We start from the raw sequence: 14,090 nt of genomic DNA on the forward strand, positions 1-14,090 counted from the left end.
GGCCGGGTGCGGGCGACGACGGCCGGCAGGTCGATGTGCGCGTGGTATCCCCCGGCGAGCAGCATGGGAACCACCACGACCGGTCCCGGCACCCGCGACAGCACGTCGGACAGCAGCGGCGCGCTGATCTCCAGGAACCCGAGTTCGACCCGTGCGGCGGGCCTGGCACGGCGCACCCGGGCCGTGAGGGAGTCCATGACCGACTCCCAGTGGCCGCTGCGGGCGCCGTGCGCCGCCATCACCAGGGTCGGGGTCCCCGACTCCGGCGTCATCGTTCGTCCCGGCCGCAGGCCAGGCGGTAGCCGCGCTTCACGACGGTCTCGACGATGCCCGCGGGGCCGAGTGCCCGGCGCAGGCGGGTGATGGCCATCTCGACCGCGTGCTCGGCCGAGTCGCGTGCGGGGCCGCCGGGCAGCACGACACGCAGGTCGGCCCGGTTCACCACGTGCCCGGGACGCTCGGCGAGCCGCTTGAGCACGGCCATCGGGGCGGGCGGCAGCGGCTTGAGCTCGCCGTCGACCACCACGGCGTGGCCGCGGATCTCCAGGTCGTGCCCGCCGGCGACGAGCCGCGTCACGCCGCTCTCCGGCAGGTGGCGGGCGAGGGTCCGGGCGAGCGCGCCGAGGCGGGCCCGGTCGGGCTGGACGGCCCGCACGCCCCGCTGGGTCAGCGGCCCGGCCGTGACCGGGCCGACGCAGGCGGCCACCACGCGGGTGTCGAACGCGGCCAGCAGCGCGTCCTCCAGCCCGTCGGCGCGGGCGGCGCCCAGCATCGCGATAACCGCGGGAGCGCTGGTGAACGCCACCGCGTCCACCGATCCGGTGATCACCTGGCTGATCAGGCGGCGCAGCGGCGAGGTGTCGCGGTAGGGCAGCCACCGGTAGACCGGCACCTCGATCACCTCGGCCCCCGCCTCCCGCAGCGACGCGACGAAGCCGTCCAGCGGCTCGCCGTGCAGTTGCACCGCGATGCGGCGGCCGTGCAGGTCCTGGGCGAGCAGGTACTCCTTGACCTCGTCGCACGACTCGGTGGCCGGGGTCCAGAAGTCCACCAGACCGGCCGCCCGCACGGCCCCGCGCGCCTTGGGACCACGCGCGAGCAGCCGCGCTTTCCCGAGGTGGACGTTGAGGTCGGCGGACAGGCCCCAGCCCTCGGCCGCCGCCATCCACCCCCGGAAGCCGACGCCCGTGGTGATGACCACGTCGTCCACGGGCGCCTCCAGGCACGCCCGGGTCGCGGCGAGCAGCCCGGCGTCCTCCGCGAGCGGCACGATGCGGATCGCGGGCGCCCGCACGACGCGGGCGCCCCGCCGCTCGAGGAGCGCGGCCAGCTCCTCGCTGCGGCGGGTCGCCGTCACCCCGATCGTGAACCCGGCCAGCGCGTCGGGCGCGGTCTCAAGGGTCATCGGCACCTCCTCCAGCAGCGTGGTCATCCCACGCTCACCTCCACGGTTCCGTCCGTCACTCGAATGGGATAGGTCGGTACGGCGACGCCGGGGTCGTCCACGCACACGCCGGTGACCAGCGAGAACACCTGCTTGTGCATCGGCGAGGCCACGGTCGGCTCGCCGTTCCTGGTGCCGACGATGCCCCGCGACATCACCTGCGCCCCGCTGAACGGGTCGAGGTTGCCCAGGGCGTACAGGGCGCCGTCGAAGGCGCGGAAGACGGCCACCTGCCGGTCGCCTACGAGCACCGCCGCGCCCCGCTCGGGCAGCAGGTCGGTGTAGATGCAGACCGGGGTCCAGTGGCCGGCAAGGGCCGGGGTCGCGTCGAGGACGGTCATCAGCGGGTCACCTCCAGGGGAACAAGCACCGGCTTGATCTGGTCACGCTCGGTCTCGAAGGAGATCGAGGGGTCGGGAACGCCCGGGGCGTTCACGAAGCTGACGAAGCGGCGCAGCTTGTCGGGGTCCTCGATGGTGGCGCGCCATTCGTCGACGTACGTGGACACGTGCCGCTCCATCTGCGCGTCGAGCTCCGCGCAGATGCCGAGCGAGTCCTCCATGATCACCTCACGGAGGTAGTCGAGCCCGCCGTCCAGGTTCTCCAGCCAGGCCGCGGTGCGCTGCAGCCGGTCGGCGGTGCGGATGTAGAACATCAGGAACCGGTCGATGGTCCTGACCAGGTCGTCGGTGGACAGGTCGGACGCGAGCAGGTCGGCGTGGCGGGGCTTGAAGCCGCCGTTGCCGCCCACGTAGAGGTTCCAGCCCTGCTCGGTGGCGATGATGCCGAAGTCCTTCGACCGGGCCTCGGCGCACTCGCGGGCGCAGCCGGAGACGGCCGACTTCAGCTTGTGCGGCGAGCGCAGCCCCCGGTAGCGCAGCTCCAGGGCGATGGCCAGGCCGACCGAGTCCTGCACGCCGTACCGGCACCAGGTGGACCCGACGCAGGACTTCACCGTCCGCAGGGCCTTGCCGTACGCGTGCCCGGACTCGAAGCCGGCGTCGACGAGCCGGCGCCAGATGGCGGGCAGCTGCTCGACCCGGGCCCCGAGCAGGTCGATGCGCTGCGCTCCGGTGATCTTGGTGTAGAGCCCGAAGTCGCGGGCCACCTCGCCGATCACGATGAGCTTGTCGGGCGTGATCTCGCCGCCCGGGATGCGCGGGACGACCGAGTAGGTGCCGTTCTTCTGGATGTTGGCCAGGAACTGGTCGTTGGTGTCCTGCAGCGCGGCCTGCTCGCCGTCGAGGATGTGGCCGCGGCCGAGGGAGGCGAGGATCGAGGCGACCACCGGCTTGCAGATGTCACAGCCGCGGCCGGTGCCGTGCTCGGCGATGAGCTGGGAGAACGTGGTGATGCCGCGGACGTTGACGATGTCGAACAGCTCGGCCCTGCTGTGGGAGAAGTGCTCGCACAGCGCCTTGCCGACGTCGACGCCCGACTTCACCAGGATCTGCTTGAGCATCGGCACGCAGCTGCCACAGGTGGTGCCGGCCCGGGTGCAGTCCTTGATTCCCTGCACGTCGGTCAGGCCCTTGTCGGCGATGGCCGCGCAGATCCTCTCCTTCGTCACGTTGTTGCAGGAGCAGACCTGCGCGTCGTCGGGCAGGTCGACCGACGCCTTGCCCGCACCGGCGAACAGCAGGTCGCTCGGCGCGCCGGGCAGCGGCTTGCCGACGAACGGCCGCAGCGCGTTGTACGGCCCGGCGTCGCCGACGCAGATGCCGCCGAGCAGGGTCTTGGCGTCGTCGCTGATGAACAGCCGCTTGTAGACGCCGCCCACGGGGTCCATGTAGGTGACGTCGAGCGCCCCCGACATGGCGCCGAACTGCGCGACCTCCACGCCGAGCAGCTTGAGCTTGGTGGACATGTCGGCGCCGGTGAAGGCGGCCGGCCCGCTCATGATGCGCTCGGCGGCCACCTCCGCCTGGGTGTTGCAGGGCCCGACGAGGCCGTAGACCATGCCGCCCGCCAGGGCGCACTCGCCGATGGCGTAGACGTGCTCGTCGGAGGTGCGCATGCCCGCGTCGACCACGATGCCGCCGCGCTCGCCGACCTCCAGGCCGCAGTCGCGGGCGAGCTCGTCGCGCGGCCGGATGCCGGCGGAGAAGACCACGACCTGCGCGTCGATCGCCTCGCCGTCGGGCTTCACCAGCGCCGCGACCCGGCCGTCCGGGCCGGCCTCGATCGAGCGCACGCCCGCGCCTGTGTGGATGGCGAGCCCGAGCCCCTCGATGTGGCCGCGCAGCACCGAGCCGCCGCCCTCGTCCACCTGGCGGGGCATCAGCCAGCCGCTCATCTCGATGATGTGCGTCTCGAGCCCGAGCCCGCGCAGCGCGTCGGCCGCCTCCAGGCCGAGCAGCCCCCCGCCGATGACCACGCCCGCGCGGGCGTCCCGCGACGCCTCCCTGATGGCGTCCAGGTCGTCGATCGTCCGGTACACGAAGCAGCCCGGCAGATCCTTGCCCGGCACGGGCGGCACGAACGGCGCCGACCCGGTGGCCAGCACCAGCACGTCGTACGGCTCGCTGTCGCCGGCGTCGGTGGTGACCGTGCGGTTCGCGCGGTCGATCGCGGTGACGCGGACGCCGGTCCTGACCGTGACGCCGTCCGGCACGGGATAAGTGAGATCCTCGACGCTCTTGCCGCTGAGGTAGGAGGTGAGCGCCACCCGGTCGTAGGCCGGGCGGGGCTCCTCTCCGAACACGGTGACCGTCCCGCCGAAGCCCCGGGCGGCCAGCGTCTCGATCAGGCGGTGTGCCGTCGGGCCGTGTCCCACTACGACGAGTCTCATGCGCTTACGCCCTCCTGCTCACACAGCCAGCCGACGATGCCCTCCACCGCGTCGCGGCAGCCGCCGCACCCGGTGGTGGCCCGAGTCGCGGCGGCCACGGCCTCCACGTCCCGCGCGCCGGACTCCCAGCACGCCCTGATCTGGCCCTTCGTCACGTTGTTGCACTGACAGACCCGGGCCGAGTCCGGCATCCGGGTGGGGTTGTCGGCCACGGCCGCGCCGCCCACGCCCGCGATGTCGGGGAACAGCAGCCCGGTCCGGTCGCCGGGCAGGGGCCCGCCGCGGTCGAACAGCTGGGTCAGCGTGCCCACGGCGGAGGTCTCGCCCAGCAGGATCGCGCCGACCAGCCGGCCGTCGCGGATGACGAGCTTGCGGTAGGTGCCCTTGTGCCGGTGGGAGAAGCGGACGATCTCCGCCTCGTCCTCGGTCAGCTGGGTCTCCCCCATGGCCGCGAGCTCCACGCTCTTGGCCTTCAGCCGGGTGACCAGCCGCGAGCCGCGGTAACGGGCGCCCTTGTCCGCGCCGGTGACGAGGTCGGCCACGACCGACGCCTGCTCCCAGCCGGGGGCGACCAGCCCGTAGACGCGGCCCGCGTGCTGGGCGCACTCCCCGATCGCGAAGATCGACGGGTCGTCGGTGCGCAGCTCGTCGTCCACGACGATCCCGCGCTCCACCTCCAGCCCGGCGTCGCGGGCGAGCCCGACGACCGGCCGTACGCCGCAGGCCAGCACGACCAGGCCGGCGTCGACCAGCTCACCGCCGGCAAGCTCCACGTGCCGCTCGCGGATCGCGCTCACGGTGACGCCCGTGCGGATGGACACGCCGAGCGCGTCGAGCGTCTCGCGGAGGATGAGCCCGGCCTCCTCGTCGAGCTGGCGCTCCATCAGGTGGCCGGCCAGGTGCAGCAGCGTCACCGGGACGCCCCGCCCGGCCAGGCCGCGCGCCGCCTCGATGCCGAGCAGCCCGCCGCCGACCACGACCGCGCTGCGCGCGCTCGCGGCGGCCTCCCTGATCCGCTCGCAGTCGTCCAGCGTGCGGAACGCCGTCGCCCGCTCCACGCCGGGGATCGGCGGGACCACCGCCTCGCTGCCCGTGGCGAGCACGAGCACGTCGTACGGCTCACGCGTCCCGTCGGCGGCGACCACCGTCTGGCAGTCCCGGTCGATGGCGGTGACCGCGACGCCGAGACGGGCGGTCACGTCGTGCTCGCCGTACCAGCGAGGGTCGAGCAGCCGGACCTGGTCCGGGCTCGACGTGCCGGCCACCACGTTCGACAGCAGCACCCGGTTGTACGGCTGCCAGGCCTCGGCGCCGAACACCGTGATCCTCACGTCCTTGTCCCGGGCGCGGACCTCGCTGACCAGGCGCGAGCCCGCCATCCCGTTCCCTATCACAACGAGTCTCATGCGACACGCTCCCCGTCTTCGCAGCGCTCGATGGCGGCGGCGCACACCTTGAACTCCGGCATCCGCGACGTGGGGTCCAGCGCCGGGTTGGTGAGCAGGTTGACGCCCTCCCAGTGGAACGGCATGAACAGCGTGTCCGGCCGGATCGAGGCGTTCACCCGGGCGGCGCCCTCGGCGGCGCCCCGGCGGCTGCGCACCCGGACGCGGTCGCCGGGGCCGATGCCCAGCCGCTCGGCGAGGTCCGGGTGCAGCTCCACGAACACCTCGGGCGACGCCTGCGTGAGCGGGCGGATCCGGCGCGTCTGCGCCCCCGACTGGTAGTGGGCGAGCACCCGCCCGGTGGTCAGGTAGAGAGGGAACTCCTCGTCCACGTCCTCGGCGGGCGGCCGGTGGTCCACCGGCACCAGGCGTGCCCGGCCGTCCGGGGTGGCGAAGCCGTCCAGGAAGGGCCGCGGGGTTCCCGGGTGGGGCTCCCCCGGCGTCTCGGGACACGGCCAGAACACGCCGGTCTCGGCCGCGATCCGCTCGTAGGTGATGCCGGAGTAGTCGGCGACGCCCCCGGCCGAGGCCCGGCGCAGCTCGTCGAAGACCGTGCGCGGGTCGGCGGGGAACTTCTCGCCGCAGCCGAGCCGCTCGGCGAGGCCCCGCAGGACCTCCAGGTCGGTGCGCGCGCCCGGTGGGGGCGCGGCGGCCTTGCGCCGCAGCAGGACCCGGCCCTCCAGGTTGGTCATCGTGCCCGACTCCTCGGCCCACTGGGTCGTGGGCAGCACGACGTCGGCCATGGCCGCGGTCTCCGACAGCACGAAGTCGCAGACCACGAGCAGGTCCAGCGCCTCCAGCCGGCGCGCGACGTGCCCGGCGCGCGGCGCCGACACGACGGGGTTGGAGCCGAACAGCAGCAGCGCCTTCGGTCCCTCCGGCGTGCCGAGCGCGTCCAGCAGCTCGTACGCCGACCGGCCGGGGCCGGGCAGGTCGGCGGGGTCGATCCCCCAGACGGCCGCGACGTGCGCCCGCGCCGCCGGGTCGTCGATCTTGCGGTAACCGGGGAGCTGGTCGGCCTTCTGGCCGTGCTCCCTGCCGCCCTGGCCGTTGCCCTGGCCGGTCACGCAGCCGTAGCCGGAGCCCTCACGGCCCGGCAGGCCGAGGGTGAGCGCCAGGTTGACGAACGCGGTGACCGTGTCGGTGCCCTTGGCGTGCTGCTCGGCGCCCCGCCCGGTCAGCACCATTGCGCGCCCCGCCTCGCCGAGGATCCGTACGGCCTCGCGCATCCGGGCGACCGGGACGCCGGTGACGCGCTCCACCCGCTCGGGCCACCAGGCCGAGACGGAGGTGCGCACCGCCTCGAAGCCGGTCGTGCGGGCGGCCAGGTAGTCCAGGTCGGCGTACCCGTCGGCGATCGCGATGTGCAGCAGGCCGAGCGCCAGCGCGAGGTCGGTGCCCGGGGTGACCTGCAGGTGCAGGTCGGCCATCTTGGCGGTCTGGGTGAGTCGCGGGTCGACGACGACGAGCCTGCCGCCCCTGGACCGCATCGCGGTCAGGTGCCGCACGAAGGGGGGCATCGTCTCGGCGACGTTGCCCCCGGCGAACAGGACGGCGTCCGCGCGGGCGATGTCGGTGATGGGGAACGGCAGCCCCCGGTCCATGCCGAAGGCGCGGTTGACCGCGGCCGCCGCCGACGACATGCAGAACCTGCCGTTGTAGTCGATCTGGCTGGTCCGCAGCGCCACCCTGGCGAACTTGCCGAGCTGGTAGGCCTTCTCGTTGGTCAGTCCGCCGCCGCCGAACACCGCCACGGCGTCCGGCCCGTGCCCGGCCCTGACGGCCTCGATCCGGGCGGCGACGTAGTCGAGCGCCTCGTCCCAGCTCACCGGGCTGCCGTGCAGCAGCGGAGTGGTGAGCCGTTCGGGCGAGGTCAGCAGTTCGGCCGCCGTCCAGCCCTTCTGGCACAGGCCGCCGGCGTTGGCCGGGATGTCCTCCCGCGGGGTGATCTCCCCCTTCGACACGTACATGCCGCACTGCAGGGCGCAGTACGGGCAGTGCGTGGCCGAGCCCACGGTCGTGTCCGCGGCGGCCTGTGAGATCACAGGCCCGGGAGCGTGGAGTGAGATCGGCATGGATCCGATGGTGCTGACAGGCGGTTTCACCGCTGGGTCCCTTCTGTTACCGCTGTGCTACAAGGCGCCAACCGCGCTAACTTCGGCGTGCGCGGCGTGTGAGAGACCCCGTCGTCTCGAAAGCTCACTTGTGCTGTCGCCGCTTGTGAGGCATCGGTCCGGAAAGTGCGGGCGCCGCTCGGGCGCCCGCATCGGAAGGTCACACGCGGGCGGCCGCCAGGCTCGGCGCGCCCTTCGCGCCGAGGGTGCGCATGTAGCAGAACCAGGTGAGCGCGAAGCAGATCGCGTAGAAGGCGGCGAAGGCCGCCAGCGCGGCCCCCGCGCCGCCGGTGGCGGCGATGGAGCTGCCGAACCCGCGGTTGATGAAGAACCCGCCGAAGGCGCCGATCGCGGAGATGAACCCGATGGCCGCCGCCGCGTCGCGCTTGCCGGTCGCCAGCGCCTCCTCGTACGCCGGGGTGCCGGGCTCGACGCCCGCGACCGCCTTCGCCCGGAAGATCGCCGGGATCATCCGGTAGGTGGAGCCGTTGCCGACGCCCGCGGTGCCGATCAGCAGCATGAAGGCGGCGAAGAACAGCGCGATGCTGTGCGCGGTCATGGCCTGCCAGACGAGCAGGACCGAGATGATCATCGCGGCGAAGTTCCAGAACGTCACCGAGGCCCCGCCGAGGCGGTCCGACAGCCAGCCGCCGATGGGCCGGATGACCGAGCCGACCAGCGGGCCGAGGAACGCGAGCGAGGTCAGCGCGGCCTGCTCCGGGAACTGCGACTTGATCAGCAGCGGGAACGCGGTCGAGTAGCCGATGAACGAGCCGAACGTGCCGATGTAGAGGACCGACATGATCCACGTCTGCGCCCGGCCGGCCGCCTTGGCCATCTCCCGCGGCTCCGCCTTGGCCGAGGTGAGGTTGTCCATGCAGAAGTACGCCCCGGCGGCGGCGGCCAGGATGAACGGCACCCAGAACAACCCGGCGGCGGCCAGCCCGAACCCCGCGATGACCAGCGGCATCAGCAACTGCACGGAGCTGACGCCGATGTTGCCGCCGGCCGCGTTCAGGCCGAGGGCGGCGCCCTGCCTGTTCTGTGGGTAGAAGTGGGTGATGTTGGCCATGCTGGAGGCGAAGTTGCCGCCGCCGAGCCCGGCCGTCGCCGCGATCACCAGGAAGGCCCAGTAGGGCGTGCCGGGGTCGTTCACCGCCACCGCCAGCAGGCCGGCGGGCACCAGCAGCAGCAGCGCGCTGACCACGGTCCAGTTCCGGCCGCCGAACCGGGCGGGTGCGAAGGTGTAGGGGATGCGCAGCGCGGAGCCCACCAGGTTGGGCAGCGACACGATCCAGAAGAGCTGGTCGGTGGAGAACTTGTAGGCGCCGAGCTTGACGGCGACGATGCTCCACACGGTCCACAGGGTGAATCCGAGGTGTTCGGCCAGGATCGAGAACATCAGGTTCCGCCGGGCCACCTTCTTGCCGGTGCTCTCCCAGAAGACGGAGTCGTCCGGTCGCCAGTCACCGATCCAGCGGCCCTTCCCGGGTGTCGCCGCCTGCGTCGCCGTCATCGTTCCTCCCGCGTCTTTCGCATCTGGGGCCGGTACCAGAAGCTAGGGAGAGCGCGTTACGCACTTTGACCATGCGTGACCGTGCGGCCGTTACATGTGCCGCACCCGCGAAACACGCAATCCACAGGCATAACGGACGCAACATCGAGTTAACACGGGCCCGCCCCTCGTGTGGTCCGCGTTTCGTCCGCGTGACGTCGCGCGGCCCCGCCCGGCCGGCCGTCGTCACACAAGGTCAGTGGCGCCCGCATCCGGGCCCGTACGGGGAATTTCGTGACATTCCCGCGATCGCGGTACTGCCATTCCATGACCGGACTACGGCGTTTCTCCCCGGGAAATAGCGCGGACATTTCGGTTGACATGTGACCGGTTTTCCGTAGGCAGGAATATCCGCGGCGGAGAAAGGGGATACCGATGCCGCCTCCCGCCGGACGAGGACCCCCCGAGGGTCCGCGTGCACTCGGGGAGGACGGATGCCAGCGGTTTCACGCCGCGCGTTCCTTAGGTCGGGGTTCCTGCTGCCGGCGCTTCTGGCCGCACACGGTGGAATCGTCGCCGTCGCCACGCCCGTGTGGGCGGGAAACCGCCCAAGACGGCCGCGCGTGTACACCCGGTCCGACTGGAAGGCCGACCCGCCGAGGAGCAAGGCCGACGTACTCGACCGGGCGCCCGACCGGCTCGTCGTCCACCACACGGCGACGGCGAACACCGGCGCGACCGACCTCGACGCCGCCTTCCGGCTGTCCCGGTCGATCCAGCGCTACCACATGCGGCGCAACGGCTGGGAGGACATCGGTGAGCAGTTCACCGTCAGCCGGGGCGGATACGTGATGGAGGGCCGCAACCGCTCGCTGCCGGCCGTCGAGGCGGGCAGGCACGTGCTGGGCGCGCAGGCGGCCGACCACAACGACCACACGCTGGGCATCGAGACCGAGGGGACCTACACCTCTGTCCTCCCCCCGGCCCGGCAGCTGTCCGCGCTCACCACCCTGCTCGCCTGGCTGTGCGACGTGTACGACCTCGACCCGCACGAGGCCGTCATCGGCCACCGCGACCTCAACCGGACCGCCTGCCCGGGCGACCGCCTCTACGCCTACCTGCCACGGCTGCGCGACGACGTCGCCCGCCGTCTCGGCGGTCGCGGGTCCGGACGGGACGAGCCCCCGCCACCGCGGCTCGCGCTGCCGGACGGCGCCTACGAGGGGGTCGCGCTCATCGGTGACCTGCCGTACGAGCACGGTCCGGCCGTGGGCCCGCACGACCTGTCCCGCTGAGTACGGCACGGGCGGCCCCCCTCCTGCGGGGAGCCGCCCGTGGTGGCGGTGTCACAGCCGCTCGACGTTGGGCCCCCGGCAGCGGTTGCGGGTGTCGAGGACGAAGGCGCTCCCGCGCTGGACCAGGGCGTAGTCGAAGCAGTCGTGGTCGGTGAGGATCACGACGGCGTCGGCCATCGCGATCTCCCGCGCCGACGCCTCGGCGAGCGCCACCCCTTCCGGCACGAGGGCGAGGTCGACGTGCGGGTCGGCCGCGCGCACGTCCGCGCCCAGCTTGCGCAGGTGCCTGGCCACCTCCAGCGCCGGGGACTCGCGGCAGTCGCCGGTGTTCTTCTTGTACGACAGGCCGAGCAGGAGCACGCGGCTGCCGTTCACGGCCTTGCGCCGGTCGTTCAACGCCAGGACCAGCCGGTCGGCGACGTGCGCGGGCATGTGGTCGTTGACGTCGTTGGCCAGCTCCACGAACCGGAAGTTGTGCCCGAGGCTGCGCTTGACCTTCCAGGACAGGTACGACGGGTCGATGGGCAGGCAGTGGCCGCCGACGCCGGGCCCCGGGGTGAAGCGCATGAAACCGAACGGCTTCGTCGAGGCGGCGTCGATGGCCTCCCACACGTCGATGCCGAGCTGCCGCGCGAATACCGAAAGCTCGTTGACCAGGGCGATGTTGACGTGCCTGAAGGTGTTCTCCAGGAGCTTGCACAACTCGGCCACCTGGGGCGAGGACACGGGGACGACCCGCTCGACGACGGCCTCGTAGAAGGCGCGGACCTTCGTCAGGGATGCCTCGTCGAGGCCGGAGACGACCTTCGGCGTGTTCTCCAGACGCCACCGGGCGTTGCCGGGGTCGATCCGCTCGGGGCTGTAGCCCAGGTGGAAGTCTCCGGGAGCGCGCAGGCCCGACCCCTCCTCCAGGATCGGCCGCAGGTACTCCTCCGTGGTGCCTGGATAGGTGGTGGACTCCAGCACCACGGTCGCGCCCGGCCGCAGGCGTGGCGCCAGCGACCGGCCGGCCGACGAGATGTGGCTGAGGTCGGGCACGCCGTCGGTCAGCGGCGTCGGCACGGTGATCACGCAGACGTCGAAGCCCTCGGCGTCGGCGTAGTCGGCGCTGGCCCGGTAGCGGCCCGTCGCGTGCGCCGCCGCGAGCGCGTCGTCGCCGACGTCCTCGACGTACGACTGGGCGGCGTTGAGCCGCTTGACCCGCCACTCGTCCACCTCGACGCCCACCACGTCGAATCCGGCGTCCACCGCGCGGACGGCCAGCGGCAGGCCGACATACCCCTGCCCGACCACGACCAGTTTCTCCATCAAGGACCCCCGTCCCTTGTCTGTCACGATGTGCCGTCTCAGCCGCGGCGGTTGACCAGCGGGCGCCACCAGTCCTGGTGGTCCCGGTACCAGCGCACGAGGTCCGCGAGCCCCTCGTCGAAGTCCACCCGCGGCTCGTAGCCGATCGCGCGGATCTTGCCGCTGTCCAGCGCGTAGCGCCGGTCGTGCCCCGGCCTGTCGGGCACGCGCTCGACCATCTCCCAGCCGGCGCCGAAGGCGTCCAGGATCCGGCGGGTGAGATCGATGTTGCTCAGCTCGGTCCCGCCGCCGATGTTGTAGATCTCGCCGGGCGCCCCCTTGTCCAGCACGAGCTGGATGCCCCGGCAGTGGTCGTCCACGTGCAGCCACTCCCGCACGTTGCGGCCGTCGCCGTACAACGGCACGGGCCGCCCGTCGATCAGATTGGTGACGAACAGCGGGAGGACCTTCTCCGGGTACTGGTACGGCCCGTAGTTGTTGCAGCACCGGGTCAGCCGGACGTCCAGCCCGTACGTGCGGTGGTAGGCGCGGCAGAACAGGTCGGCCCCGGCCTTGGCGGCCGAGTAGGGCGAGTTCGGCAGCAGCGGCTCCGCCTCCGTCCACGTCCCCTCGTCGATCGAGCCGTACACCTCGTCGGTGGACACCTGGACGAACGTGCGCACGCCCGCCTCCAGGGCGGCCTGCAGCAGCCGCTGCGTGCCCAGCACGTTGGTCGTCACGAAGTCGCCCGCACCGGTGATCGAGCGGTCGACGTGGGTCTCGGCGGCGAAGTTCACGACCACGTCGTGCCCGGGGACCAGCTCGGCCAGCAGCTCCGCGTCGCACACGTCGCCGTACGCGAACGTGAACCGCGGGTCGGCCTCGACAGGTGCCAGGTTGGCCGGGTTGCCGGCGTAGGTGAGCCTGTCCAGCACCGTGACCTCGGCGTCCTCGTAGCCGGGGTAGGCGCCCGACAGCAGCGAGCGGACGTAGTGGGAGCCGATGAACCCGGCCGCGCCGGCGATGAGGAGCTTCACGCGCGCACCTGCACTTTACTGTGGTCTCCGATCATGAGCTGGTAGGAGTTGGGCACCCCGGTCGCCCGCGTGACCTCCGCGTTGCGGCCGATCAGCGAGTGGGTCATGCCGCAGACGCCCCGGACGGCCGAGTCGGCGAGCACGATGCTGTAGTCCACCTCGGCGTCCTCGATCACACAGCGCTCGCCGATGGAGGTGTACGGCCCGACGTACGAGCCGATAATCTTGGTGTCGGCGCCGATCACCACGGGACCGCGGATGACCGAGCCCTCCACGACGGCGCCGGGGGCGATCACGACGCGCCCGCTGACCTCCGACAGCCCGTCCACCGTGCCCGCGACGTCGGACTCGACCGCCTCCAGCACGATGCGGTTGCACTCCAGCATGTCCTGCAGCCTGCCGGTGTCGCGCCAGTATCCGGTGACGAGGTGCGACCGCACGCGGTGGCCGGTGTCGACGAGCCATTTGATCGCGTCCGTGATCTCCAGCTCGCCCCGGGCGGACGGCGTGATCGCGCGCACGGCCTCGTGGATCGCGGGAGAGAACGTGTAGACCCCGACGATCGCCAGGTCGCTGCGCGGGTGCTCGGGCTTCTCCTCCAGCGCGACGATCTCCCCGCCCGGACCGAGTTCGGCGACGCCGTAGAACTGCGGCTCGGCCACCCGGGTGAGCAGGATGCGGGCGTCGCAGTCCTCCGCGCGGAAGGCGTCGACCAGGCCGCCGATGCCGCCGACCAGGAAGTTGTCGCCCAGGTACATGACGAACGGGTCGTCGCCGAGGAACTCCCGCGCGACGAGGACGCAGTGCGCCAGCCCGAGCGGCGCCTCCTGCTGGATGTAGGTGACGTCGAGCCCGAACGCCGAGCCGTCGCCGACGGCCTCGCGGACCTCCCGGCCCGAGTCGCCGACGATGATCCCCACGTCGGTGATGCCGGCGTCCCTGATCGCCTCCAGACCGTAGAAGAGCACCGGCTTGTTCGCGACCGGGACGAGTTGCTTGGCCGAGGTGTGGGTCAGCGGGCGCAGCCGCGTTCCCTTTCCCCCCGCCAGAACGAGTGCCTTCACGTTTTGGGTTCCTTCCCCCAGAAGTTGGCCGGCCGGGCGATCCGCGGTTCCGGGCGGCCGACCGCCCGAAAATAACAGTCGCCGCAATCGGACGCGGATCGCCGCTCCCCGTTTTGCC

11 protein-coding genes are annotated in these 14,090 nt (G+C 72.2%); 1 reads left to right on the forward strand and 10 read right to left on the reverse strand.

Features of this window, described 5'->3' with window-relative positions; genetic code table 11:
* The 7 genes from AB0J39_RS17440 to AB0J39_RS17470 all read right to left on the reverse strand — a co-directional run.
* The coding region (locus tag AB0J39_RS17440) for a CbiX/SirB N-terminal domain-containing protein (RefSeq protein ID WP_363465526.1) at positions 1–272 on the reverse strand (272 nt) is incomplete at its 3' end.
* A complete protein-coding gene (locus tag AB0J39_RS17445) occupies positions 269–1,432 on the reverse strand; it encodes a uroporphyrinogen-III synthase (protein WP_363465529.1) in 1,164 nt (387 codons plus the stop codon). The genes AB0J39_RS17445 and AB0J39_RS17440, both read right to left, overlap by 4 nt.
* Positions 1,429–1,785, reverse strand: coding sequence for a nitrite reductase small subunit NirD (gene nirD / locus AB0J39_RS17450; RefSeq protein WP_363465532.1), 357 nt, complete (start codon positions 1,783–1,785; stop codon positions 1,429–1,431). Before nirD ends, AB0J39_RS17445 begins: the two co-directional genes overlap by 4 nt.
* Positions 1,785–4,235, reverse strand: coding sequence for a nitrite reductase large subunit NirB (gene nirB, locus AB0J39_RS17455; RefSeq protein WP_363465534.1), 2,451 nt, complete (start codon positions 4,233–4,235; stop codon positions 1,785–1,787). Before nirB ends, nirD begins: the two co-directional genes overlap by 1 nt.
* Positions 4,232–5,641: an FAD-dependent oxidoreductase gene (locus AB0J39_RS17460; protein WP_363465536.1), complete on the reverse strand. Its 1,410-nt coding sequence runs from the start codon at positions 5,639–5,641 to the stop codon at positions 4,232–4,234. Before AB0J39_RS17460 ends, nirB begins: the two co-directional genes overlap by 4 nt.
* Positions 5,638–7,755 carry a molybdopterin oxidoreductase family protein gene (locus AB0J39_RS17465; protein WP_363465537.1) on the reverse strand — a complete coding sequence of 706 codons (2,118 nt, stop codon included), beginning with the start codon at positions 7,753–7,755 and terminating at the stop codon, positions 5,638–5,640. Before AB0J39_RS17465 ends, AB0J39_RS17460 begins: the two co-directional genes overlap by 4 nt.
* Before the next feature lie 199 nt (positions 7,756–7,954).
* Positions 7,955–9,310 (reverse strand): MFS transporter, encoded by a 1,356-nt coding sequence (locus tag AB0J39_RS17470; RefSeq protein ID WP_363465540.1) that lies wholly within the window; start codon positions 9,308–9,310, stop codon positions 7,955–7,957.
* A gap of 602 nt (positions 9,311–9,912) precedes the next feature.
* Here AB0J39_RS17470 and AB0J39_RS17475 point away from each other — a divergent pair.
* On the forward strand, positions 9,913–10,584 hold the full coding sequence (locus AB0J39_RS17475; RefSeq protein WP_363465543.1) for a peptidoglycan recognition family protein: 672 nt from the start codon (positions 9,913–9,915) through the stop codon (positions 10,582–10,584).
* A gap of 51 nt (positions 10,585–10,635) precedes the next feature.
* Here AB0J39_RS17475 and AB0J39_RS17480 read toward each other — a convergent pair whose 3' ends face one another.
* Genes AB0J39_RS17480 through AB0J39_RS17490 form a run of 3 tightly spaced genes read right to left on the reverse strand, consistent with a single transcriptional unit; the run spans position 10,636 to position 13,972 of the window.
* Positions 10,636–11,892 carry a nucleotide sugar dehydrogenase gene (locus AB0J39_RS17480; RefSeq protein ID WP_363465545.1) on the reverse strand — a complete coding sequence of 419 codons (1,257 nt, stop codon included), beginning with the start codon at positions 11,890–11,892 and terminating at the stop codon, positions 10,636–10,638.
* Between the two features lie 38 nt (positions 11,893–11,930).
* Complete coding sequence (rfbB, locus tag AB0J39_RS17485; RefSeq protein WP_363465548.1) at positions 11,931–12,908, reverse strand: dTDP-glucose 4,6-dehydratase; 978 nt, start codon at positions 12,906–12,908, stop codon at positions 11,931–11,933.
* The gene (locus AB0J39_RS17490; RefSeq protein WP_363465550.1) at positions 12,905–13,972 is read right to left on the reverse strand and encodes a glucose-1-phosphate thymidylyltransferase; all 1,068 of its coding nucleotides are present in this window, start codon (positions 13,970–13,972) and stop codon (positions 12,905–12,907) included. Before AB0J39_RS17490 ends, rfbB begins: the two co-directional genes overlap by 4 nt.
* Between the last annotated feature and the right edge of the window lie 118 nt (positions 13,973–14,090).

This window comes from Microbispora sp. NPDC049633 (assembly GCF_040675265.1).
In the GTDB taxonomy this organism is placed as follows: Bacteria; Actinomycetota; Actinomycetes; order Streptosporangiales; family Streptosporangiaceae; genus Microbispora; species Microbispora maris.